At 69.7% G+C, this 22,658-nt stretch carries 21 protein-coding genes; 9 read left to right on the top strand and 12 right to left on the bottom strand.

Going from position 1 to position 22,658, the window contains the following annotated elements; genetic code table 11:
- Nucleotides 1-89: 89 nt before the first annotated feature.
- Nucleotides 90-1,178 carry an adenosine deaminase gene (locus tag AC07FN_RS37515; protein WP_478399908.1) on the bottom strand — a complete coding sequence of 363 codons (1,089 nt, stop codon included), beginning with the start codon at nt 1,176-1,178 and terminating at the stop codon, nt 90-92.
- A gap of 322 nt (nt 1,179-1,500) precedes the next feature.
- Between AC07FN_RS37515 and AC07FN_RS37510 the strand changes: the two genes are divergently transcribed.
- Entirely contained in the window at nt 1,501-2,694 is a 1,194-nt protein-coding gene (locus tag AC07FN_RS37510; protein WP_478399907.1) for a hypothetical protein, read from the top strand.
- Between the two features lie 30 nt (nt 2,695-2,724).
- Here the strand turns inward: AC07FN_RS37510 and AC07FN_RS37505 are convergent, their stop codons facing one another.
- From AC07FN_RS37505 to AC07FN_RS37480, 6 genes are all read right to left on the bottom strand, one after another.
- Complete coding sequence (locus tag AC07FN_RS37505) at nt 2,725-4,026, bottom strand: thymidine phosphorylase (RefSeq protein ID WP_478399906.1); 1,302 nt, start codon at nt 4,024-4,026, stop codon at nt 2,725-2,727.
- Nucleotides 4,027-4,135: 109 nt separating this feature from the next.
- Nucleotides 4,136-4,516: a cytidine deaminase gene (locus AC07FN_RS37500; RefSeq protein WP_478399905.1), complete on the bottom strand. Its 381-nt coding sequence runs from the start codon at nt 4,514-4,516 to the stop codon at nt 4,136-4,138.
- Nucleotides 4,516-5,784: an ABC transporter permease gene (locus tag AC07FN_RS37495; protein WP_452617028.1), complete on the bottom strand. Its 1,269-nt coding sequence runs from the start codon at nt 5,782-5,784 to the stop codon at nt 4,516-4,518. Before AC07FN_RS37495 ends, AC07FN_RS37500 begins: the two co-directional genes overlap by 1 nt.
- The gene (locus AC07FN_RS37490) at nt 5,781-6,875 is read right to left on the bottom strand and encodes an ABC transporter permease (RefSeq protein WP_478399904.1); all 1,095 of its coding nucleotides are present in this window, start codon (nt 6,873-6,875) and stop codon (nt 5,781-5,783) included. Before AC07FN_RS37490 ends, AC07FN_RS37495 begins: the two co-directional genes overlap by 4 nt.
- Entirely contained in the window at nt 6,872-8,422 is a 1,551-nt protein-coding gene (locus tag AC07FN_RS37485) for an ABC transporter ATP-binding protein (RefSeq protein ID WP_478399903.1), read from the bottom strand. The genes AC07FN_RS37490 and AC07FN_RS37485 overlap by 4 nt, the downstream gene beginning before the upstream one ends.
- A 169-nt stretch (nt 8,423-8,591) precedes the next feature.
- Nucleotides 8,592-9,671 (bottom strand): BMP family lipoprotein, encoded by a 1,080-nt coding sequence (locus tag AC07FN_RS37480; RefSeq protein ID WP_478399938.1) that lies wholly within the window; start codon nt 9,669-9,671, stop codon nt 8,592-8,594.
- Nucleotides 9,672-10,205: 534 nt separating this feature from the next.
- Between AC07FN_RS37480 and sdhC the strand changes: the two genes are divergently transcribed.
- The 4 genes from sdhC to AC07FN_RS37460 all read left to right on the top strand — a co-directional run bounded on the left by sdhC (nt 10,206) and on the right by AC07FN_RS37460 (nt 13,714).
- On the top strand, nt 10,206-10,640 hold the full coding sequence (gene sdhC, locus AC07FN_RS37475) for a succinate dehydrogenase, cytochrome b556 subunit (protein ID WP_452617024.1): 435 nt from the start codon (nt 10,206-10,208) through the stop codon (nt 10,638-10,640).
- Between the two features lie 5 nt (nt 10,641-10,645).
- Entirely contained in the window at nt 10,646-11,065 is a 420-nt protein-coding gene (locus AC07FN_RS37470; protein ID WP_358580210.1) for a succinate dehydrogenase hydrophobic membrane anchor subunit, read from the top strand.
- 73 nt (nt 11,066-11,138) lie between these two features.
- A complete protein-coding gene (gene sdhA / locus AC07FN_RS37465; RefSeq protein ID WP_452617022.1) occupies nt 11,139-12,929 on the top strand; it encodes a succinate dehydrogenase flavoprotein subunit in 1,791 nt (596 codons plus the stop codon).
- Complete coding sequence (locus tag AC07FN_RS37460; protein ID WP_132493612.1) at nt 12,929-13,714, top strand: succinate dehydrogenase iron-sulfur subunit; 786 nt, start codon at nt 12,929-12,931, stop codon at nt 13,712-13,714. Before sdhA ends, AC07FN_RS37460 begins: the two co-directional genes overlap by 1 nt.
- A gap of 88 nt (nt 13,715-13,802) precedes the next feature.
- Here the strand turns inward: AC07FN_RS37460 and AC07FN_RS37455 are convergent, their stop codons facing one another.
- Nucleotides 13,803-14,030: an SCO4848 family membrane protein gene (locus tag AC07FN_RS37455; RefSeq protein WP_358307353.1), complete on the bottom strand. Its 228-nt coding sequence runs from the start codon at nt 14,028-14,030 to the stop codon at nt 13,803-13,805.
- Nucleotides 14,031-14,122: 92 nt separating this feature from the next.
- Here AC07FN_RS37455 and AC07FN_RS37450 point away from each other — a divergent pair, with 92 nt between their 5' ends.
- The 3 genes from AC07FN_RS37450 to AC07FN_RS37440 all read left to right on the top strand — a co-directional run bounded on the left by AC07FN_RS37450 (nt 14,123) and on the right by AC07FN_RS37440 (nt 17,577).
- Nucleotides 14,123-15,403, top strand: a complete 1,281-nt coding sequence (locus AC07FN_RS37450; RefSeq protein WP_478399902.1) for a D-alanyl-D-alanine carboxypeptidase family protein — start codon at nt 14,123-14,125, stop codon at nt 15,401-15,403.
- A 78-nt stretch (nt 15,404-15,481) separates the two neighbouring features.
- Nucleotides 15,482-16,954, top strand: coding sequence for an FAD-dependent monooxygenase (locus AC07FN_RS37445; protein ID WP_478399901.1), 1,473 nt, complete (start codon nt 15,482-15,484; stop codon nt 16,952-16,954).
- Nucleotides 16,951-17,577 (top strand): TetR/AcrR family transcriptional regulator, encoded by a 627-nt coding sequence (locus AC07FN_RS37440; RefSeq protein WP_478399900.1) that lies wholly within the window; start codon nt 16,951-16,953, stop codon nt 17,575-17,577. The genes AC07FN_RS37445 and AC07FN_RS37440 overlap by 4 nt, the downstream gene beginning before the upstream one ends.
- A gap of 138 nt (nt 17,578-17,715) precedes the next feature.
- On the opposite strand, the gene AC07FN_RS37435 is transcribed toward AC07FN_RS37440, so the two are convergent.
- Nucleotides 17,716-18,681: a helix-turn-helix transcriptional regulator gene (locus tag AC07FN_RS37435; protein WP_478399899.1), complete on the bottom strand. Its 966-nt coding sequence runs from the start codon at nt 18,679-18,681 to the stop codon at nt 17,716-17,718.
- Between the two features lie 91 nt (nt 18,682-18,772).
- Here AC07FN_RS37435 and AC07FN_RS37430 point away from each other — a divergent pair, with 91 nt between their 5' ends.
- The gene (locus AC07FN_RS37430) at nt 18,773-19,498 is read left to right on the top strand and encodes an alpha/beta fold hydrolase (protein ID WP_478399898.1); all 726 of its coding nucleotides are present in this window, start codon (nt 18,773-18,775) and stop codon (nt 19,496-19,498) included.
- Between the two features lie 336 nt (nt 19,499-19,834).
- Here the strand turns inward: AC07FN_RS37430 and yhjD are convergent, their stop codons facing one another.
- The 3 genes from yhjD to AC07FN_RS37415 all read right to left on the bottom strand — a co-directional run bounded on the left by yhjD (nt 19,835) and on the right by AC07FN_RS37415 (nt 22,284).
- The gene (gene yhjD / locus AC07FN_RS37425) at nt 19,835-20,899 is read right to left on the bottom strand and encodes an inner membrane protein YhjD (protein ID WP_478399897.1); all 1,065 of its coding nucleotides are present in this window, start codon (nt 20,897-20,899) and stop codon (nt 19,835-19,837) included.
- A gap of 62 nt (nt 20,900-20,961) precedes the next feature.
- Nucleotides 20,962-22,005, bottom strand: coding sequence for a tryptophan--tRNA ligase (gene trpS, locus AC07FN_RS37420; RefSeq protein WP_478399896.1), 1,044 nt, complete (start codon nt 22,003-22,005; stop codon nt 20,962-20,964).
- 60 nt (nt 22,006-22,065) lie between these two features.
- Nucleotides 22,066-22,284, bottom strand: a complete 219-nt coding sequence (locus AC07FN_RS37415) for a hypothetical protein (RefSeq protein ID WP_132486258.1) — start codon at nt 22,282-22,284, stop codon at nt 22,066-22,068.
- Nucleotides 22,285-22,658: the final 374 nt, after the last annotated feature.

The raw sequence follows: 22,658 nt of genomic DNA, 5'->3' as shown, positions 1-22,658 counted from the left end.
CTGCTCGCGCCGATTGTGAAACGAATTCAGGCTTGGCAGTATCCACCGCCGGCGAGGGGGCACGCACCCGTTTCGGCGGCGATCTCCGATCATCCCGACAGCGCCGCGTAGCCGGGCTTGATCACCTCGTCGATGATCTCCAGCCGCTCGTCGAAGCCGATGAACGCGGACTTCATCGCGTTCACCGTGAACCACTGCATGTCCGACCAGCCGTAGCCGAACGCCTCGTGCAGCGCGGCGAACTCGCCGGACATCGAGCAGTGGCTCATCAGCCGGTTGTCGGTGTTCACGGTGACCCGGAAGCGCAGCTTCGCCAGCAGGCCGATCGGGTGGTCGGCGATCGACTTGGCGGCCCCGGTCTGCAGGTTCGACGACGGGCACATCTCCAGCGGGATCCGCCGGTCCCGCACGTAGGACGCGAGCCGGCCCAGGTGCACCGTGCCGTCCTCGGCGACCTTGATGTCGTCGACGATCCGCACCCCGTGCCCGAGGCGTTCCGCGCCGCAGTGCTGGATCGCCTCCCAGATCGACGGCAGCCCGAACGCCTCACCGGCGTGAATGGTGAAATGCGCGTTCTGCTGGCGGAGGTATTCGAAGACGTCCAGGTTCCGCGTGGGCGGGAATCCGGCTTCCGGTCCCGCGATGTCGAAGCCGACCACCTCCGCGTCGCGGTACCGGACGGCGAGGTTCGCGATTTCCGCCGACCTCGCGTGCTGCCGCATAGCGCAGAGCAAGGTACCGATCCGGATACGTTTCCCGGCGGCCGCGGCGCGGCGCTCGCCATCCCGGAATCCGTCCTGCACGGCCTGCACGATCTGTTCGAGGGCCAGGCCCCGTTCCTGGAAGAGTTCCGGTGCGTAGCGGATCTCCGCGTACACCACGCCGTCGGCAGCCAGGTCTTCGACGCACTCGGCCGCGACCCGGGCCAGCGCCTCCTCCGTCTGCATCACCGCGACGGTGTGCGAGAAGGTCTCCAGGTAGCGCTCCAGAGATCCCGAGTCCGCCGCCGCGGCGAACCATTCACCCAGCTCATCCGCGTTCTCGTGCGGGAGGTCGAAGTACCCGACCGCCCGCGCCAGATCGATCACGGTCTGCGGTCGCAGGCCGCCGTCGAGGTGGTCGTGCAGCAACACCTTCGGAGCCAGCCGGATGGAGTCCAGGTTCACCGGAGTCGACATGCGCCCACGTTACAGCGCGCAGGCGATGACCTCACGCACAGCTACGAACAACAAACCCGAAGAAAACCTTGGATACGCCCGAGCTTCGGGCCCCGTTCAACCGGACGGCCGTCACGCAAAACTCACCCAGATGGAGGCAATCGCAACTCTTAGAGCATTCAGCAGCGAGTTCATTGGTCTTTTCGGCCTAACAATGCGCCGCCGAACGGAGTGGCAATTGGCATCGCAATCACGCAATGTATCGGGGGGTGGCTGGGAACGCGAGAACCGACTAGCTAGGCTCCTGGAGTCCTCACCCCCTCGACGAAGGACGCCCCTAGCCGTGACCGAGAACATGTCGTTCGACCGCATGCGCAACATGCTCACGCGTGCGGCTGAGATCCGCGAGAGCGAACAGCAGCAGATCTTCGACGCCCTGGACGAGATCCATGCCCGGCTGTCGCCGCTGGAGTCCCTGGGCTCCGTGCGGAAACGCCTGTCCGAGCTGCCGGATCGCACCGAAGTCAGCGTGCTCGCCGAACGACTCGACGAGGCACTGGCCAAGCTGGAAGCGCACGACGGTGCGCTGGTCGAGCTGAAGAGCTCCGTCGACGGCCTGGTCGACAAGCTCGCCAAGCCGTTCGCGCAGCTGGACGGGCGCCTGGACGGGGTCGCGGGCCGGATGGACGGCGTCTCCGGCCGGATGGACGGCCTGGAGGACAAGCTCGGTCACATCCACAAGCGCCTCGACGAGCTCGGCCTGCACCTCGACAAGCAGGACGGCCGGCTGGAGACGCTGCCGACCGCGGTGCACGGGCCGGTGCGCGAGCGCATCGACTCGCTGGAGACCAGCCTGCGCGGCCGCTTCGCCGAGATCGACGAGGGCGTGCACGAGCACCTCGACGGTACCCGCGAGGCGCTGCAGCGCGCGGTCACCGACTCCACCGCCAATGCCCAGCACACGCTCTCCGAGGCGGTCTCCGGCACCCGCGAGCAGCTGGACGCCAAGCTCGACCAGCTCGCCGCGCGCCCCGCCGTGGACCCGACCGACCGGCTGGACAAGCTGGCCGAGCGGCTGGAGCAGCTCACCAACCGGCTGGACCAGGTCTCCGGGCACCTCACCCAGGTCGAGGACAACGTCAACACCCGGATCGACTCCGTCGAGCAGGGCTTCACCAGCCGCCTGGGCACCGTCGAAGAAGGCGTCAAGAACGGCCTCGGCGAGCTCGGCGGCACGCTGTCGAAGAACCTGTCGCAGCTGTCCGGCACGCTGTCCGCACGCCCCGACAGCGACTCGCTGGGCGCCCTGGTCCGCGAGGCCAACGAGGAGAGCGAGCGGCGGCACGCCGGTCAGCTCGACGAGGCGATGGCGACCTTCGCGGAGCTGATCCTCGGCGGCAGCGCGCCTTCCGGCCCGCCGCCGCCCACCACGCTGCCCCGGCAGCAGCGCCGCGGCCGGTCCAAGAGCGCGAAGCGCGACCCGGACAAGGCCCTGACCGCAGACGGCGACGAGGACTTCACCGCCGAAAGCGCCTGAGTCCGAGCCACGCGCCGGCCGTCCCCTGGATCAGGGTGGTCCGGCCGGTGCGCGGTCCGCGACCACCCGATCCAGGATCAGCGGCGTCGACACCTCGTCGGCGCCGCTGATCTCGTATGCGCCCACCAACGCCTCCCGGGCACCGGCGACGGTTTCCGGCCGGTCGGTGTGCAGTTCCAGCAGCGGTTGGCCCGCCGTCACGCGATCGCCCGGCTTCGCCAGGCACAGCACTCCTGCGGCGTGCTGGACGTCGTCCTCCTTGCGGGCTCGGCCGGCTCCGAGACGCCACGCCGCGATCCCGACTCCGTACGCGTCGAGCCTCGCCAGCGTCCCGGTTTCCGGTGCGGTGACGACCTCGACGTGCTCGGCTCTCGGCAACGCGGCCTTCGGGTCGCCGTCCTGGGCCTTGATCATCCGGCACCACGAGTCGTACGCCCGCCCGTCGGCCAGCACCTCGGCCGGGTCCACATCGGACAGACCGGCGTGCTTGAGCATCTCGCGGGCCAGCGACAACGTCAGTTCCACGACGTCCGGCGGCCCGCCGCCCCGCAGCACCTCCACCGCCTCCGCCACTTCCAGCGCGTTGCCGACCGCGCGGCCCAGCGGGACCGACATATCGGTGATCAACGCGCTGGTGCGCAGGCCGTTGGCGGCGCCGATCTCCACCAGCGCGGTGGCCAGCTCCCGCGCCTGGTCCAGGTCCTTCATGAACGCGCCCGAACCGCACTTGACGTCCAGCACCAGCGACTGCACGCCCTCGGCGATCTTCTTGCTCATGATCGAGCTGGCGATCAGCGGGATCGACTCGACCGTGCCCGTCACGTCGCGCAGCGCGTAGAGCTTGCGATCGGCGGGGGCCAGCCCTTCCGTCGCGGCGCACACCACCGCGCCGACGTCGTCGAGCCGGTCGCGGATCTCGTCGGGCGACAACCGGGCGCGCCAGCCCGGGATCGACTCCAGCTTGTCCAGCGTGCCGCCGGTATGGCCGAGCCCCCGGCCGGACAGCTGCGGCACCGCCGCGCCGCACGCGGCGACCAGCGGCGTCAGCGGCAGCGTGATCTTGTCGCCGACGCCACCGGTGGAATGCTTGTCCACAGTGGGCCTTCGAACCCCGTCCAGCACCAGCGTCTCGCCGGAGGCGACCATCGCCGCCGTCCAGCGCGCCGTCTCCGCCGGAGTCATACCGCGCAGCAGCACCGCCATCGCCAGCGCGGCCATCTGCTCGTCGGCGACCTGACCCCGGGTGTACGCGTCGATGACCCAGTCGATCTGAGCATCGCCGAGCACCTGCCCATCGCGCTTCGCGCGGATCACGTCAACAGCGGAATGCACCGCAATCACCTCCACGGCTCGCAACAACTTCCCGCCTATATAGAGGAACGAACCCCGCCAACAGATACACCCCGAAAGGATGATCTTGACGAAATCCCAGGTAGGGCGATCAGAGCTCGAAGGCGTTGGGGAGGACTTCGGTCATCGGTAGGACTCCTCGGGGCGTGTCGACCAGGCAGTCCGGGCCGCCCAGTTCGAAGAGGAGCTGGCGGCAGCGGCCGCACGGCATCAGCAGGTCGCCCGTTCCGCTCCGGCAGGCCACCGCGACGAACCGGCCTCCGCCGGTCAGCCGCAGTTGGCCCGCCATGGTGCACTCCGCGCACAACGTGAGCCCGTAGGAACCGTTCTCCACGTTGCAGCCGACGACCACCCGGCCGTCGTCGCACAGCGCCGCAGCTCCCACCTGCAACTTCGAGTACGGGCAGTACGCCAGCGCCGCGGCCTCCACCGCCGCGGCGCGCAGCGCCTCCCAGTCCACAGTGGTTGTCACTAATCCTCGCCTCTGCGGTATTGCAGGCCGTCCGCCGCGGGTGGTCGCAGTCGTTGCGATGCCGCCGCGAGGATCACCAGCGTGACGAGGTGCGGGGTGTAGGCCGTCAGTTCGTCCGGGAGCTCGTCGGTGAACCAGTACACCGAGTACGTGACCGCCGCGAACACCAGGGCGACCCCGGCGCCGAACCACATCCGCCGCCACAGCTGCACGGCCACCACCACGATCAGCAGCAGCGTCGCCGCGTACAGCAGCGCGTGCACGCTGGTCTCGCCGCTGCGCAGCTGCAGGCCGTCGGCGTAGCCGAACAGCGCCGCGCCGCCCAGCAGGCCGCTGGGCCGCCAGTTGCCGAAGATCATCGCCGCCAGGCCGATGTAACCCCGGTTGTTGGTCTGGCCTTCCAGGTAACCGGCCTGCCCCGGGTTGAGGATCAGCGCCGCGCCACCGATCCCGGCCAGCGCGCCCGAGATGATCACCGCGAGGTACTTGTAGCGGTAGACGTTCACGCCGAGCGACTCCGCCGCGACCGGGTTCTCGCCGCAGGACCGCAGCCGCAGCCCGAACGGCGAGCGCCACAGCACCAGGTAGCTCACCGGCACCAGCAGGTACGCCAGCATCGTCAGCGGCGAGACCTCGGTGACCAGGCCGCCGAGGATGCCCGCGAGGTCGGAGATCCCGACCCGCTGCAGGTCCTCCAGCTGCTGCAACCATGTTCCCAGCGGCTGCGCCGAGTAGGTGTCGAACTTCGGCACCGGCGGGGACTCCCGCGGGTTCCGCGAGATCGGCTCGAACAGCAGCGTCGACAGGTACTTCGCGGTGCCCGCGCCGAGCAGGTTGATGGCCACACCGGACACGATGTGGTTGACCCCGAAGGTCACCGTCGCCACGGCGTGCACCAGGCCGCCGAGCGCGCCGAACGCCGCAGCGGCGACGAGCCCGGCCAGCGGCCCCCACTGGTAGCCGGCCCAGGCCCCGCCCCAGGTGCCCAGGATCATCATGCCTTCCAGGCCGATGTTGATGACCCCGGCTCGCTCCGCCCACAACCCGCCGAGGGCGGCCAGCAGGATCGGGATGCCCAACCGCACCGCCGCCTGCACGGTGCCGGACGAGGTCAGCTGCGGCACGCCGGTCTGGTACGAGGTGATCGACACCGCCAGGAAGCCGACCGCCACCCACAGCAGGACGCGGGCCCAGCCGGGCATCCGGCGGCCGAGGACGCCTGGTTTCCGGTCCGCCGGGGCCGATGATTTGGTCGCGACCGCGGTCATGCCCGCTCACCTCCGGTTCCGGCGGCGGCCGGGACGGCCGCGGTGCCCAGCGCACGCCCGACCCGCCGCTGCTCGGCGGCGAGTTCGCGGCGGCGCACCAACTCGTACGCGACGACGACCGACAGCACGATCGCGCCCTGCAGGATCGTCACGATCTCCTTGGGCACTCCGATGTTGTCGAGCGTCAACGAGCTCTTGTCCAGGAAGGACCAGAGCAGCGCGCCGAACGCGACGCCGATCGGGTGGTTGCGGCCGAGCAGCGCGATAGCCAGTCCCGCGAAGCCGTACCCGGTCGGGAAGTTGAGCGTGAAGGTGTGGTCGCGGCCGAGGATCTCCGGCAGGCCGGCCAGCCCCGCGACGGCGCCGGAGATCAGCATCGCGGACATGACCATGCGCTTGGGGTTCACGCCACCGGCGGTGGCCGCGGTCGGCGACAGGCCGGAGGCCCGCAGCTCGAAGCCGTAGCGGGTCCGGTCGATCAGCACCGCGTAGCCGACGCCGACGGCGGCCGCGAGCAGCACGAGGCCGAACATGGTGCCCGCGCCGCCGAGCGGGATGCCGGGCACCTGGCCGCTGTCCGGGATGATCTTGGTGCCCTGCGTGTTCCCGCGCAGCTCGCCGAAGGTCGGGACGAGGTAGGCGACCACGCCGATCGCCAGCATGTTGAGCATGATCGTGGAGATCACCTCGGACACCCCGCGGTAGACCTTGAGCAGCGCCGCGATGCCGCTCCACGCGGCACCGACGACGGCGCCGACCACCACGATCACCACGGCGTGCAGCCCGAACGGCAGGCTGATCGCGCCGCCGACGATCGCCGCCACGCAGGCGGCCAGCTTGTACTGGCCTTCGATGCCGATGTTCAGCAGGTTCATCTGGAACCCGATCGCGGCCGCGATCGCCACCAGGTAGTACGCCCCCGCCGTGTTGACGATGTCCACCGAGGTCGTGCCGCGGGCGACCTGCGCGATCATCTCCGCCAGCGTCGCGAGCGGGTTCGCGCCGGAGACCAGCAGCACCACGCTGCACAGCACCGCGGCGAAGACGATCGCCAGCGCTGGTGGCAGCAGCCGTGCGCGCCACGTGTTCATGCCGCCTCCCCTGCACCGGTCATCGCCGCACCGAGGTCCTCCGGGGTGACCGAGCGCGGGTCGGCCGTCGCGACCAGCCGTCCTCGGAACATCACCCGGATGGTGTCAGACAGGCCGATCAGCTCGTCGAGATCGGCCGAGATCAGCAGGACCGCCAGGCCGGCCGAGCGGGCGGCGCGCAGGTGGCCCCAGATGCCCGCCTGGGCGCCGACGTCCACGCCTCGTGTCGGGTGCGCGGCGATGAGCAGCGCCGGGTCGCCGGAGAGCTCCCGGCCGACCACGAGCTTCTGCTGGTTGCCGCCGGACAGCGCGGCCGCGTCCACGTCGATGCCGGGCGTGCGGACGTCGAACTCGTCGATGATCCGCTGGGTGTCGGCCTTCGCGCCCGCCCGGTCCAGCCAGACCCCGCGAGCCGTTGGCCTGCGGGTCTGGTAGCCGAGGATCCTGTTGACCCACAGCGATTGCTGCAGCAGGAGGCCCTGCCGGTGCCGGTCCTCCGGCACGTAGCCGATGCCCGCTTCCCGTCGCGCCAGGGTGGACAGACCGGTCAGGTCGCGGTCGCCGAGCACCACCCGGCCGGCGGTGACCGACCGCATGCCCATGATCGCCTCGACCAGCTCGGTCTGGCCGTTGCCCTCGACGCCGGCGATGCCGACGACCTCGCCGGCCCGCACCGTCAGGTCGACGTCCGAGAGCACCGCCCGGTCCTGGTCCGATGCGGACAGACCGGTGACGACCAGCACCTCGCGGTCGGTCACGGTGGATTCGCCGTGCTCGGGTACCGGCAGCTGGCTGCCAACCATCATCTCGGCGAGGCCGCGGCTGCTGACCTCCGCGGCCGGCACCGTGCCGACCGTGGTGCCGCGCCGCAGGACCGTGATCGTGTCGGCGATCGCCCGGACCTCGTCGAGCTTGTGCGAGATGAACAGGAACGTGAAGCCCTGTTCGCGCATGGTGCGCAGGGTGTCGAACAGCTCGTCGACCTCCTGCGGGACCAGCACGGCGGTCGGCTCGTCGAGGATGATGATCCGCGCGCCCCGGTACAGGACCTTGAGGATCTCCACCCGCTGCCGGTCGGCCACGCCGAGCCCTTCGACCAGCGCGTCCGGGCGCAGTTCGAAGCCGGCCTGCTCGGCGAGCTCCAGCACCCGCCGCCGCGCCTTCGCGCCGATGCCGTGTTCGCGCTCCGCGCCGAGCACGACGTTCTCCAGCACGGTCAGGTTGTCGGCGAGCATGAAGTGCTGGTGCACCATGCCGATGCCGGCCCGGATCGCCTCGGCGGGCGTGCGGAACCGGATTTCCTCGCCGTGCACGCGGATGGTGCCGGAGTCCGGCGCCTGCATGCCGTAGAGGATCTTCATCAGGGTGGACTTGCCGGCACCGTTCTCGCCGCACAGCGCGTGCACCTCGCCGGCGCGCACCAGCAGGTTCACATCGGAGTTGGCGACCACGCCGGGGAAGGTCTTGGTGATGCCGGTCAGTTCGACGGCCGGTTCCCCGGCCGTCCCGGGTGGGCCGCCGGAATCCGGCGCAATCGAGGTGTTCATGGGGCTCCGTGGGACGTCGACACCGGCAGCGAAGCAGAAAGACGCTCAACAATGGACGGTTTCGGCGCGAACGTGACGATCTTGGCGCGAACCCGCCAACCGATCCGTGGACGGGTGAGGGGCACTCCCGACGCGTCGACCGCGCCGGAAGTGCCCCTCGCCCCGGATGTCACGGCTTGTCGGAAACCTTGATGTCGCCGCGGGCGATGGCCGCCTTGTAGGCGTCCACCGTGGGCACCAGCTCGTTGATCTTGCCACCGGAGGTGGAGTAGCCCACGCCGTCGATGCCCAGGTCGAACTTCTTCGGCAGCGAGCTCAGATCGTTGCGCGCGACCGCCGCGATGTAGTCGTACACCGCGAAGTCGACCCGCTTGAGCATGGAGCTGATGATCACGTCCTTGTACTCCGCGACCGTCGGCTGGTTGTACTGGTCGGAGTCCACGCCGATGGCCTGCGCGCTCGACGACTTCACCGACGAGAACACGCCCTTACCGGAGGCGCCCGCCGCGTGGTAGATCACGTCGGCGCCGGACTCCAGCTGGCTCGTCGCGACCTCGGATCCCCGGTTCGGGTCCTGGAAGCCGCTGAAGTCACCGGCCGGCGACAGGTACTTGCTCTCGATCTTGATGTCCGGCGCGGCGGCCTTGGCGCCCGCCACGTACCCGGCCTCGAACTTCTCGATCAGCGGCGTCTTCACGCCGCCGACGAAGCCGATGTGGCAGTTCTTCGACCGGTGCGCGGCGATCACGCCGACCAGGAACGAGCCCTGCTCCTCGGCGAACACCAGCGACGTGACGTTCGGGATCCCCTGCACGTCCTCGTCGATGATCGCGAACTTGGTGCCCGGGAACTCCGGCGCGACCATCTTGATCGAGTCCGCGTAGGAGTAGCCGACCGCGATGACGGGGTTGTAGCCCTCGCGCGCCAGCTGCCGCAGCCGGGTCTGCTTGGCGTCCTCCGGCTCACCGGCCCCGGCATCCAGCTCCTTGACGTCGCTGAAGCCCATCTGCGCCTTGGCGCGCTCCAGGCCCGCGACCGAGGCGTCGTTGAACGAGGCATCCCCGCGGCCACCGATGTCGAAGGCCAATCCCACCCGCATCCCGGCGGCCTGCGGGGCGGGCTGCTGCTGCTCGTTGCCAGCAGTGGTCGGTGCGGCCCCGGCCGGCGGCGCGCTCAGCTGGCACCCCTGGCCCTGGGCGTTGTTGGTTCCCCCACCCCCGCTGTCCTTGGCACAACCCGCCAGCGCCATGGCACCGGTGAGCAGCACTGCGACCACTGTGACGCCGTTCCGGCGCACTCCTCCGGCACCCGAGCGCCTTCCCCAAGTCGGCGTTCGCCGCATGCCGTTCCCCTTTCCTGTCGGTCCCACCGCGCCCCCATCGCCGCTCCGGCTTGACCGGAGGTCCGCGGCGCCGGGTGAACTCCCACACGAAGGTGTTGTCTCCGGTGAATTGTTCTTCCGGGGCGCGGCGCACGCCATTCGGTGACGTGGCTCTCGAAATTAAGTCTTGACGCTGCCGCTTGTGCATTGCTCGCGTGTCACGAAATGGTTTCTACATCGATCAACCGAGATGGGGCGCTTGTCTGGTCGATCACAGACGGCGCAGGCGAGTAGGCCGGGGCGATTCGTCGGGTCTAGCATCCGATGAGTCAAGGCCCCAGTTCGTGGCCGGTGACGGGCGTGCACCCAATGCCAATTGGGACCAACTGCAACTCGGGGCCGGCCGCCCCTTGTTCCCGAACGGGGCCGTCAGTCCACCAGCGAGGTTGGAGGCCTTCCACCATGGCCAGCACCACCGCCTCCGCGGCCGAGGCCCCGCAGCGCGCCACCGCACCGCGCGCCAAGGGGCGCCTCTACCGCGGCGATCTGGGCATGTGGTCGTGGGTCGCCCACCGGATCACGGGCGTACTCACCTTCTTCTTCTTGTTCGTACACGTCCTGGACACGGCCCTCGTCCGGGTTTCGCCGAACGCGTACGACACGGTCATCGAAACCTACAAGCACCCCGTGATGATCCTGTTCGAGCTGGGTCTGCTGGCGGCTGTGCTGTTCCACGCGTTCAACGGCATCCGGGTCATGCTGGTCGACTTCTGGGCCAAGGGCACGACGTACCAGAAGCCGATGCTGTGGACGGTCGTGGTGCTCTGGCTGGTGTTGATCATCCCGGCCGCGATCAGCCTGATCAGCCGCGCAGTCACGGAACTCTTCGGGGGTTGAGCAAAATGACCGTCACCGACGCATCGCTTTCCGTGGAGAAGCCGCGCACCCCGTCGCGCCCCGCCGCGCGCCGCAACAACTTCGAGCTCTACAGCTGGTTGTTCATGCGGCTGTCCGGTGTGCTCCTGCTGTTCCTGGTGCTGGGCCACCTGCTGATCATGCTGTTCCTGGACGGCGGTGTTCACAAGATCAACTTCGCGTTCGTCGCCGGCCGCTGGGCGTCCCCGTTCTGGCAGTTCTGGGACCTCACCATGCTGTGGCTGGCGGGCCTGCACGGCGGCAACGGGCTGCGCACCGTCATCAACGACTACTCCCGAAAAGACGGCACACGCTTCTGGCTGAAGATGCTGTTGTACGTCTCGGTCTTGCTGACCGTGGGTCTGGGCACCTTCGTTCTCTTCACCTTCGACCCGAACATCGGCTAGCGCCGCAGACGACCACAGCGTGGCGAGATCGACGCCCCACCCGCGGGTCCCGCCACAGCCCGAGGAGGCGACCATGCAATTCCACAAGTACGACGTGGTCATCGTCGGCGCCGGCGGCGCCGGCATGCGCGCCGCGATCGAATCCGGCCAGCGCGCCCGCACCGCCGTGCTGACGAAGCTCTACCCCACCCGTTCGCACACCGGCGCCGCCCAGGGCGGCATGTGCGCGGCGTTGGCCAACGTCGAAGAGGACAACTGGGAGTGGCACACCTTCGACACCATCAAGGGCGGTGACTACCTGGTCGACCAGGACGCCGCCGAGATCATGGCGAAGGAAGCCATCGACGCGGTCCTCGACCTGGAGAAGATGGGGCTGCCGTTCAACCGGACCCCGGAAGGCAAGATCGACCAGCGCCGGTTCGGCGGTCACACCCGCGACCACGGCAAGGCCCCGGTCCGCCGCGCCTGCTACGCCGCGGACCGCACCGGCCACATGATCCTGCAGACGCTGTACCAGAACTGCGTCAAGCACGGCGTGGAGTTCTACAACGAGTTCTACGTCCTGGACATCATGCTCAGCGACGGCCCGGACGGCCAGCAGGTCTGCTCCGGCGCGATCGCCTACGAGCTGGCCACCGGCGAGATCCACGTCTTCCAGGCCAAGTCCGTCATCTTCGCCACCGGCGGCTTCGGCAAGGTCTTCAAGACCACGTCGAACGCGCACACCCTCACCGGCGACGGCATGGGCATCATCTACCGCAAGGGCCTGCCGCTGGAGGACATGGAGTTCTACCAGTTCCACCCGACCGGCCTGGCCGGCCTGGGCATCCTGATCACCGAGGGTGTCCGCGGTGAGGGCGGCATCCTGCGCAACGCCGACGGCGAGCGGTTCATGGAGCGCTACGCCCCGACGATCAAGGACCTGGCGCCGCGCGACATCGTCGCCCGGTCGATGGCCCTGGAGGTGCTGGAAGGCCGCGGCGCGGGTCCGAACAAGGACTACGTGCTGCTGGACGTGACGCACCTCGGCGAGGAGCTGCTCGAGGCCAAGCTGCCGGACATCATGGAGTTCTCCCGCACCTACCTGGGTGTGGAGCCCACCAAGGAGCCGGTGCCGGTCTACCCGACCGCGCACTACGCGATGGGCGGCATCCCGACCAACATCGTCGGCGAGGTGCTGCGGGACAACGAGAACGTCATCCCCGGCCTGTACGCCGCCGGCGAGTGCGCGTGCGTCTCGGTGCACGGCTCGAACCGGCTGGGCACCAACTCGCTGCTGGACATCAACGTGTTCGGCCGCCGGTCGGGCATCGCCGCGGCCGAGTACGCGCTCGGCCACGACCACGTCGAGATCCCGGAGGAGCCGACCAAGCTCGTGGAGGGCATGGTCGACCACCTGCGCACCGCGCACGGCGGCGAGCGGGTCGCCACGATCCGCACCGAGCTGCAGCAGACGATGGACGCCAACGCCTCGGTGTACCGCACCGAGGAGACCCTGAAGACGGCGCTGTCGGACGTGCAGGCGCTCAAGGAGCGCTACGGCCGGATCTCCGTGCACGACAAGGGCAAGCGGTACAACTCCGACCTGCTGGAGGCCATCGAGCTGGGCTTCCTGCTCGACCTGGCCGAGGCGCTGGTCAACGCCGCGCTGGCCCGCAAGGAGTCCCGCGGCGGCCACGCTCGCGAGGACTACACCGCCCGGGACGACGTCAACTTCATGCGGCACAGCATGCAGTACAAGGTCCTGCCCGAGGAGGAGGACCCGAACGCGCCGCTCGGGTTGACCGGATTCCAGGCCGACATCCGCCTGGACTACAAGCCCGTCGTCGTCACCCGGTACCAGCCGATGGAGCGTAAGTACTGATGACCGCCGCTACCACGAAAAACGACACGACCGACCTCCCGGCTGACGCACCGCCGATCCCCGACGGCGCGACGATGGTCACCGTCAAGATCCTCCGGTACAACCCGGAGGTCGACGAGGACCTGCACTGGGAGTCCTACCGGATCCCGGCGCTGCCCTCGGACCGCGTGCTGAACCTGCTGCACTACATCAAGTGGTACGTCGACGGCACGCTGACCTTCCGCCGGTCCTGCGCGCACGGCGTGTGCGGGTCCGACGCGATGCGGATCAACGGCGTCAACCGGCTGGCCTGCAAGGTCCTGATGAAGGACCTGCTGGTCAAGGGCGGCGAGACCACGCTGACCATCGAGCCGATCAAGGGCCTGCCGGTCGAGAAGGACCTGCTGGTCGACATGGAGCCGTTCTTCGAGGCCTACCGGGCGGTCAAGCCGTACCTGATGACCACCGGCAACGAGCCGACCCGTGAGCGCATCCAGTCGGTCGCCGAGCGGGCCCGGTTCGACGACACCACCAAGTGCATCCTGTGCGCGGCGTGCACCACGTCGTGCCCGGTGTACTGGTCGGACGGCAACTACTTCGGCCCGGCGGCGATCGTCAACGCGCACCGGTTCATCTTCGACAGCCGCGACGAGGGTGCCGAGGAACGACTAGACATCCTCAACGACGTCGACGGGGTGTGGCGCTGCCGCACGACCTTCAACTGCACGGACGCCTGCCCGCGAGGCATCCAGGTCACGAAGGCGATCCAGGAGGTCAAGCGGGCGCTGATGTTCCGCCGCCGCTGACCCCCGGCAACACCAACGGCGCCCGCCTCCCCGGAGGCGGGCGCCGTTCTGGTTTCGCGTGAGATCGGGCGCTCTTCGGGCCCCGGGGTCAGCGGCGGGTGGCTCGGAAGGCTCGCCAGCCGAGGACTCCGATGATCGTGCCCAGGACCAGGGAGACGATCGCGATCACGAAGTGGACGATCAGGTAGGACGTCGGCGAGCCGCCTGCCCAGGAGCGGTCGCTGTTCCAGATGTTGCGCATGAAGTTCGGCCACAGCAGGTACGACCAGACGCCGAAGGCCAGCAGGAACAGCGCAACGCGGCGGGAAATTGTCACGGCCCCCAGTATCCGCTGTAACCTGCTTCACCCACCTGCCCGGGTGGCGGTCAACATCCCGCCGCATACCGGGATTGGTTAGCCTGCTGCGTGTGCCTCTGAGTGCCTGCGGCCCGCTCCGCGTGAAGTCCGTGCTCCGCGTGGCCGTTTGCACCATCGCGGCCGCGCTCGTGCTGGGGACCGGCGGCACCGCCGCGGCCCAGCCGCCGGCCGCGTGCCCCAACATCGCCCCACCGCCCCCGGTGGACACCTCCGAGGTGCCCGCGCCGGGCATGCCGGTGCCCGAACCGGTGCCGGTACCGGAGAGCCCCGTCGGCGGCGACCGCCTGGCGGAGTGCGGCACGGTCATCGCGCAGGGGCTGCCGGAGCCGCCCGCCGAGGTCACCGCCGCCAGCTGGGTGCTGGCCGATCTGGACAGCGGTGCCGTGCTGGCGGCGCGGGACCCGCACGCCCGGCACCGGCCGGCGTCCACGATCAAAGTGCTCACCGCGCTCACCGCGATCCGCGCTCTGCGGCTGGACGACACGATCGTCGTCACCCAGGAGGACGCCGACCAGGAGGGCAGCCGGGTCGGGCTGAGCCCGGGCGTCACCTACACGGTGCAGCAGGTGCTGACCGGGCTGATCATGCGGTCCGGCAACGACGCCGCGCACGCGCTCGCCATGAAGATGGGCGGCGTGGAGGTCACGCTCGACAAGGTCAACGCGCTGGCCCGCGAGCTCGGCGCGCTGGACACCCGGGTCGCGACGCCGTCCGGCTTGGACGGCCCGGGCATGAGCACCTCGGCCTACGACCTGGCCGTCATCTTCCGCGCGGCGATGAGCGAGCCGGCGTTCGCGTCGATCGCCGCGATCCACAACACGCAGCTGCCGGGCAAGCCGGACGGCCCGCCGCTGGAGGTCTGGTCCGACAACCAGGTGCTGCTGAACTACCCCGGCGGCATCGGCGGCAAGACCGGGTTCACCGACGATGCGCGGCACACGTTCATCGGTGCCGCCGAGCGCGACGGGCGCCGGCTGGTGGCGGTGTTGATGCGCGGCGAGAACCAGCCGATCCGGCAGTCCCAGCAGACCATGCACCTGCTGGATTACGGGTTCGGGCTCAGCGACGACGACCCGGTGGGCCGGCTGGTGACGACGTCGCCCGAACCGCCCTATGTGGACGCCGCCGACGCCACCGCCGCGCAGGCGCAGGGGGATTTGCCGGTGAACGGCCAGCCGCAGGCGTCGTCGATGTTCGGCACGGTCGGCGGGCCGTTGGCGCTGATCGTGATCCTGGCCGCTGCGGCGATCGGCGTCCTGGCGCTCCGCCAGCGTCGCGCGCGACTCGCCGCCGCCGCGCGCCGCAAGCACAACGGCAACGACCACCCCTGACGGAAACCGCTTCCGGCGCGTCGCCGGTCGTGCTCTAATTAGTTAACGGTCCCGGTTCGTTAATTAATTGGAGCGGCCATGCAAACGACATCCGTTCTGGTGGTGGGTGCCGGGCCGGCCGGCCTGGCGCTGGCCTGCGGCCTTCGGCAGCACGGCGTCGCGGTGCGCGTGATCGACGGAGCGGCCGGACCGGCGAGCACCTCGCGGGCGAACATTCTGCACGCCCGCGGAGTCGAGGTGCTGAACCGGCTGGGAGCTCTCGGAGACCTGCCGGACCGCGCGCTGCACGCCGTCCGGATGACCCTCCACGTCGGGGAGAAACCGCTGGCCGAGGTCAGTTTCGGCCGGATCGAGGGCAACCAGCTCTCGGCCCTGCTGGTGTCGCAGGCCGAGGTGGAAGCCGTCCTGCGGGAGCGGCTCGCCGAGCTCGGCGGCACCGTCGAATGGGGCCGGGAGCTGACCGACCTCGACCAGCGGCCCGACGGCGTCACCGCGAAGCTGCGCGACGGCGGCCTGAGCTCCGACTACGTGGTGGGTTGCGACGGCGCGCACAGCACGGTCCGAAAGCTCAGCGGCATCGGGTTTCCCGGCGTCCCGCTGGTCGACCAGTGGCTGCTGGCCGACGTCCGCGCCGACTGGGCCCTGGACCGCACCGGTTCATCCGGGTGGTTCCACCGGGACGGTTTGTTCTTCGCGATGCCGATGCGCAACGGCGCGGACGACGCGTGGCGGCTGATGGCCGATGTCCGCCCAGGCACGGGCTCCGACGACGTCCTCGACCGGTTGCAGAAGCTGCTGCCCGAGCGCACCGGCCGGACCGACGCGCAGATCCGCGACGTGACGTGGACATCGACCTTCCGCATCCACCGCCGCCTCGCCGACCGCTACCGCGACGGGCGCGTGCTGCTCGTCGGCGACGCCGCGCACATCCACAGCCCGTTCGGCGGTCAGGGCATGAACACCGGCATCGGCGACGCCGAGAACCTGGCCTGGAAGCTCGCGCTGGTCGCGGAGCGCCGCGCCGGTTCGGCACTGCTGGACACCTACCAGGCCGAGCGGCGGCCGCTGGCCGAAGACGTGCTGCGCAGCACCACGGCGAACACCAAGCTCATGCTGGCCGACGGCGCGGTCGCCCGGTTCGTCCGCGACCGGCTCATCACCCCGTTGGCGAACCTCGCCGTGGTGCAACGGCGGGCGACCTGGCTCGCCTCGCAGCTCTGGGTCAGCTACCGCAAGGGTCCGCTCGGCTCGCGACGAGGCCCCCGGCCGCGGCCCGGTGACCGCGTGCCCGACCTGGCGTGCCGGGGCGACCGCGGACCGACCCGGCTGCACTCCGAGCTCGACGGGAAGTGGGCACTGCTCGCTCCCCCGTGGATGAGTTTGGAAGTCCTTGCGCCGCTGGGAGAACATGTCGTACGCCTCGCACCGGACCGGCCGCAGCGGGACGTCTGGTTGATCCGGCCCGACTCGCATCTCGCGTGGCGCGGGACGGAATTGCGCTCCCTCGCGCGATGGCTCGACAACGCGCTCGGCAACGGAAGGACGACATGACCAACCGTCGCGGACGACCGCGCAATCCCGCAGCGGACAAGGCGATCCTGCAGGCCGCGCTGGATCTGTTCATCGAGGGCGGCGTCGAAGGCACCAGCATCGAGCAGATCGCCAAGCGGGCCGGGGTCGGCAAGCTCACCGTGTACCGGCGCTGGGACTCCAAGGAATCGGTGATCGCCGCCGCGATCGAGTCCGCCCGCGACGAGATCCCCGAGACGATGCCGGCGGAATTCGCCGACCTGCCCGTCGCCGTGCTGGTCGAGCAGGCGCTGCCCGGGCTCGCCGAGGCGGTCGCCGAGCCCCGGCTGCGCGCGATGGTCGCCCGCGTCTTCGGTTCCAGCGTCAGCCACCCGGCGCTGATGGCGACCTACTGGGAGAACTACGTCGTGCCGCGGCGGCGCATCACCCGCGCGTTGCTGGAACGCGCGCAGGCCGATGGGGTGCTCGACGCAGACGCGGACCCGGATGTGCTGATCGACATGATGGTCGGCGCCGTGCTGTTCCGCCTCATCCAGCCGGAACCGCTGGATGCCGCCGGAGCCCGCGAGTACCTGGAGTCGGTCTACCGCCGGGCGGGGCTGCTCGACGCTCCGGTCGAAACTCCGGTTCGAGAACGGCGATGAGACGCAGTTTCAATGAGTTTTTCCAACCTCGTTCTGCGTGGCGGTGCGGGTAGCGGAACCTCAGAGGCTCCCTGGACTGTGGGTGCCCTGACTTACACGACGTTCTCCGGTTGACCACAGTTTCAATTGAAACTGTGGTCAACCGTCCACGGCCGGGTCGTGACCTGCCTGGGCCATCAGCCGGACCGCGAGCTCGCGCACGGCAGAGCGCAGTTCGTCCGGGCGGCGGATGACGAACGGCCAGCCCAGCCCGGCGAGCATCTGCGCCATGCCGTCCAGGTGCTCCTCGCGCGTCGACAGCAGCACGCCATCGGAGGTTTCCGCGAGAGTGCCCACGGAGGGCGGGATCCGGGCCCGGGCCCGTTCCGGCGTGGTCTTCAGCAGCACCTCGACCTCGTGCGCGTACGGGACGCTGGCCAGCGACGTCGTGACCTGCCGCACCGGGTCGGCGTCGGGCGGCATCTCGAAGGTTTCGGCGCGCAGCTCGGTCGACCGGATCCGGTCGACCCGGAAGGTGCGGACCTCGCCGCGGCCGTGGTCGTACCCGGTCACGTACCAGCGGCCGGAGTGGAAGACCAGCCCGTGCGGGTCGAGCTCGCGCTCGCTGGCCACGCCCTTCCAGGAGACGTAGCTCAGCCGCACCCGGCGACGATGCCGCGCCGCCTCGGCCAGGGTCAGCACCGCCGCGGTCGCCGGGGCCGCGCCTTCCCGCGTTCCCATCGTGAAGCCGAGCGTCTGCTGCAACGACTGGACGCGGTCGCGCAGCGCGGGCGGGATGACGCGCTGCACCTTGGCCAGCGCGGTCTCCGCGGCCGGCCCGGGAAGACCGAGGCGCCGCCCGGTCAGCAGGCCGAGCACGACGGCGGTGGCCTCGTCGTCGGTGAGCATCAGCGGCGGCAGCTTGTACCCGGGCATCAGCCGGTATCCGCCGTAGCGGCCGCGCTCGGCCACCACCGGAATGCCCAGCTCCACGAGCCGCTCGGCGTACCGGCGGACGGTGCGCTCGTCCACGCCCAGGCGCTCGGCCAGCGCAGGCCCGCCGACCCGCTGATTCGCCTGCAGCAGCTCCAGCATCGCCAGCAATCGGCTCGTCGGATGTGACACACGTCTCCCAGAGGATCAATCAGGGCGAGTTCTGACCGGTATCGAGCCTAGTGTCCAACGCATCGAATCCCACGAGGAAAGGAGCGTCGCGATGGCGACGATCGTGCTGGTTCCCGGCTTCTGGCTCGGCGCGTGGGCATGGGATGACGTGACGCGGGAGCTGCGGGAGCTGGGCCACGACGTCCACGCGGTGACGCTGCCCGGGCTCGCCGACCGCGCCGCCGAAGCCGGTCCCGAAGTCGGCGTCGAGACCCACATCGCGGACCTGGTCGGGCTCATCGAGGACAACGACCTCCGGGACGTCGTGCTGGTCGGGCACAGCGGCGGGAACGTGCCCGTCACCGGCGCCGCCGACCGCGTTCCGGACCGGGTCGCGCGCGTCGTCTACGTCGACGCCGGGCCGATGCCGAGCGGCATGGCCGTGCTCGATTCCAACCCGCCGGAGGTCCAGGAGGCGTGGCGCAAGGCGGTCGAGGCCGAAGGCGACGGCTGGCGCCTCCCGCTGCCCGAGTTCGGCGCGGAGGACCTAGCCGGGCTGTCCGACGAGCAGCTGGCCCGCATGCGCGCCATGAGCACGCCGCAGCCGTTCGCCACCGCGACGCAGCCCCTGCGGCGGCCGGACGCCGTCCCGGACGTGCCGATCTCGGTGATCGCGTCCACATTCACCCCGGAGGAGGTCAAGGCCCTCGTCGACGCCGGAATCCCGATGTTCGCGATGCTGGCCGGGGCCGACTTGCACCACCTGCCGACCGGGCACTGGCCGATGTTCTCGCGCCCCGCCGACCTCGCGGCGATGCTGTCGGACATCGCCGGCTGACATCCCGCAATTTCCATTGAAATCGCGGAAGTTGTCCACAGCCTCCGGCGTGTCGCGTCCCGACTCGCCGGAGGTCCGCAATTTCAAATGAGCGTTTTCCATCCTGGTCCGCCCGCAGCCGCGGGTCGCAAAGCTGCACGTCGATGGGCTGTCGCATGCGCCGCAGGCGCATAGCCCACCTACGACACCTGCACCGGCGCGGGTTCTCAGAGGCTTCCTGGCGAGGACGGCCCTGACGCCGTGTATCGGACATACATAAGTCAGGGCACCCACAGACCAGGGAGCCTCTGAGGTTCCGCTACCCGCACCGCCACGCAAAACGAGGATGGAAAAACCTCACTGGAAATCGGACCTCTGATTTCCATTGAAATTGCGGCGGTCAGCGCTGCGGCGCCAGGCCCAGCCGGCGACGGCTCCGAGACCCACCAGGCCCATCGTGGCGCGGACGCCCGCCCGTTCCCGCACCTGGACGACCGGGCGGATGATCGCCGGTCCCGGCGGCTGCGGCGGCGCCACCTCCAGGTTCTCCCGGGCCGATGCCGTCCACGCCGTCACGAACAGGATGAACCGCGAGGTCAGGTTCGCGAACACCAGCAGACCGAGGACCGGGCCGAACGCCACGCCCGCCGGCGAGCTCGTGACGCTGTTCAGGTAGACCACGCCGACCTGCTTGAGGATCTCGAACCCGACGGCGGCGAACAGCGCACCCCACACCGCGCTGCGCAGCGTGACCGGCTTCCGCGGCAGCCGCGAAAGCACCCACAGGAACACCAGCCAGCTCGCCAGCAGCGACAGCACTATCGACAGCGCTCGCAGCGCGAACACCGCGGCCGGGCTGTCCTCGACCCCGACCAGCTCGAAAAACCACCGCCCGACCCCGCCGCCGAGGGCGCTGAAGCCCAGTGAGACGGCCATCGCCGCGCCGAGCCCGATCAGCGATCCCAGGTCGGCGGCCATCCGCCGGACCATCGACTGCTTGCTGGGCTCCTGCGTCCACTGCGCGGTCAGCGCCTCCCGCAGGTTCGTCATCCAGCCCAGCCCCGAGTACAGCGCGGCGAGCAGGCCGATCACACCGACCGTCCCGGCCTGGCTGATCGCCTGCTCGACGACGCGGTTGAGCATGTCGCTCATCGCCGGGCTGGGCACCGCCGTGGTGATCGACGTCTGCAGCCGGCCGAGCAGCTCCGGGTTTCCGCTCAGCACGAAACCGGCCGAGGCGAAGGCGATCATCAGCAGCGGCACCAGCGCGAGCACGCTGAAGTAGGTGATCGCGGCGGCGTAGTAGTCGCCGTACTGCCCCTGGTAGCGCTCGAACGCGCGGATGATCCGGTCCAGCCACTCGTGGCGGCGGCGCAGCAGCGCCAGTCGTCCCGGCTTCGCTTCCTGCTCCTGACCGGCCACGGTGCGCCTCCCGCCGCAACGGCATCCCCCGAACGGTGGCAGGCTACCCGTGGATGATCAGTTCAGCCCATCGGCGGAAGGAAACCCACCCGATCGAACACGGTCCGCAGCGTCTCCGCGGACACCGCCCGCGCCCGCTCGGCACCCCGGTGCAGGACCTTGTCCAGCTCGGTCGGGTCGTCGAGGTACTCGCGGACCCGCTCCTGGAACGGGGTGACGAACTCGACCACGACCTCGCCGAGCTCCTTCTTCAGGTCGCCGTAGCCCTTGCCCTCGTAGGCGGCCTCCAGGTCGGAGATGCTGCGGCCGGTGAGCGCCGAGTAGATCACCAGCAGGTTGCTGATGCCCGGCTTGTTCTCGACGTCGTAGCGGATCTCCCGCTCCAGGTCGGTGACCGCGGAGCGGATCTTCTTCGCCGAGCGCTTCGGCGACTCCAGCAGCTCGACGACCCCGGCGGGCACCGACTTGCTCATCTTCGAGGTCGGGTCCTGCAGGTCGTAGATCTTCGCGGTGTCCTTCGGGATGTGCGCGGCCGGCACCGTGAAGGTCTTGCCGTAGCGGGAGTTGAACCGCTGCGCCAGGTTGCGGGTGAGCTCCAGGTGCTGGCGCTGGTCCTCGCCGACCGGGACCGCGTCGGCCTGGTAGAGCAGGATGTCCGCGGCCTGCAGCACCGGGTAGGTGAACAACCCGACGCTGACGTGGTCGGCTTCCTGGCGGGCGGACTTGTCCTTGAACTGCGTCATCCGGCCGGCCTCGCCGAAGCCGGTCAGGCATTCCAGGACCCAGCTGAGCTGGGCGTGCTCGGGGACGTGGCTCTGCACGAACAGCGTCGACCGCTCGGGGTCGATGCCGATGGCGAGCAGTTGCGCGGCGGACAGCCGGGTGCGCTGGCGCAGCAGCTCCGGGTCCTGCGCGACGGTGATGGCGTGCAGGTCGACGACGCAGTAGAAGGCGTCGTGGTCGTCCTGCATGGTGACCCATTCCCGCAGGGCACCCAGGTAGTTGCCGAGGTGGAACGAGTCGGCGGTGGGCTGGATGCCGGACAGCACGCGCGGCCGCGCCGCGGGCTGGTCGCTGGTCTGGGTTGCGGGGCTGTCGCTGCTCACGTTGTGATTCTCGCAAGCCCCGCGAAGCTGGTGGGAGCGACCTCTCCGGTTCTCCGGCGGTCAGCTCTTGCGCTGGTTCTCCGGTTGGATCTTCTTCTTCCGGAACATGCCCGCGACCATGCCGACCACTCCGAGCCCGACCGCGGTGAGGCCGACCGGGGCGCTCAGCGAATCCAGGGGGCCGGCCGCTTGAGCGGTCGACTCGGCGGCGGCGGCACCGGCGGTCGCCAGGAGCGCGGCGGCGGCCGCGGCCCCAAGCACGGAGGCTCGCGTTGCCACGCGAGATATTCGGCTACGCACGGGCGTGCCCTCCCTGCGACAGTTGACCCGATCAGGTCAGGACTCGTCTGAGTTCGGTGGCGGACCGTACCGATCCCTCATTACCGACGTGGTCGCTTTGCGTAAACCGGCCACGACGCAATGATCATATTTTCCGGCTCGCGGCCGCTGCCGCCGGGTCCGCCGATCATGGAATCCGCAGGCCAGCGGCCGGGATCATCCCAAGGGATGACCCCGGCCGAAAATTCACCTGTTCTACGACACACCGGGTCGAGCTATGCCTGGCTGATGCCCAGCTGGACCCGGCCAATTCGCTCGTAAGTGGTACTGCGCTGCCGCGCCGAGCGGCCCGCCCGCGCGGCCAGTTCGTGCAG

The organism is Saccharopolyspora sp. NPDC045941, assembly GCF_056431445.1.
The sequence above is the reverse complement of the archived record's forward strand: the minus strand, read 5'-3'. Positions and strand labels throughout refer to the sequence as shown.

What these genes read in the sequence shown, in the direction of transcription:
- AC07FN_RS37515 (WP_478399908.1), bottom strand. Translation starts at nt 1,178, where the DNA reads ATGTCGACTCCGGTGAACCTGGACTCCATCCGGCTGGCTCCGAAGGTG.
- AC07FN_RS37495 (WP_452617028.1), bottom strand. Translation starts at nt 5,784, where the DNA reads ATGACCGCGGTCGCGACCAAATCATCGGCCCCGGCGGACCGGAAACCA.
- AC07FN_RS37490 (WP_478399904.1), bottom strand. Translation starts at nt 6,875, where the DNA reads ATGAACACGTGGCGCGCACGGCTGCTGCCACCAGCGCTGGCGATCGTC.
- AC07FN_RS37485 (WP_478399903.1), bottom strand. Translation starts at nt 8,422, where the DNA reads ATGAACACCTCGATTGCGCCGGATTCCGGCGGCCCACCCGGGACGGCC.
- AC07FN_RS37480 (WP_478399938.1), bottom strand. Translation starts at nt 9,671, where the DNA reads ATGGCGCTGGCGGGTTGTGCCAAGGACAGCGGGGGTGGGGGAACCAAC.
- sdhC (WP_452617024.1), top strand. Translation starts at nt 10,206, where the DNA reads ATGGCCAGCACCACCGCCTCCGCGGCCGAGGCCCCGCAGCGCGCCACC.
- AC07FN_RS37470 (WP_358580210.1), top strand. Translation starts at nt 10,646, where the DNA reads ATGACCGTCACCGACGCATCGCTTTCCGTGGAGAAGCCGCGCACCCCG.
- sdhA (WP_452617022.1), top strand. Translation starts at nt 11,139, where the DNA reads ATGCAATTCCACAAGTACGACGTGGTCATCGTCGGCGCCGGCGGCGCC.
- AC07FN_RS37460 (WP_132493612.1), top strand. Translation starts at nt 12,929, where the DNA reads ATGACCGCCGCTACCACGAAAAACGACACGACCGACCTCCCGGCTGAC.
- AC07FN_RS37445 (WP_478399901.1), top strand. Translation starts at nt 15,482, where the DNA reads ATGCAAACGACATCCGTTCTGGTGGTGGGTGCCGGGCCGGCCGGCCTG.
- AC07FN_RS37440 (WP_478399900.1), top strand. Translation starts at nt 16,951, where the DNA reads ATGACCAACCGTCGCGGACGACCGCGCAATCCCGCAGCGGACAAGGCG.
- AC07FN_RS37430 (WP_478399898.1), top strand. Translation starts at nt 18,773, where the DNA reads ATGGCGACGATCGTGCTGGTTCCCGGCTTCTGGCTCGGCGCGTGGGCA.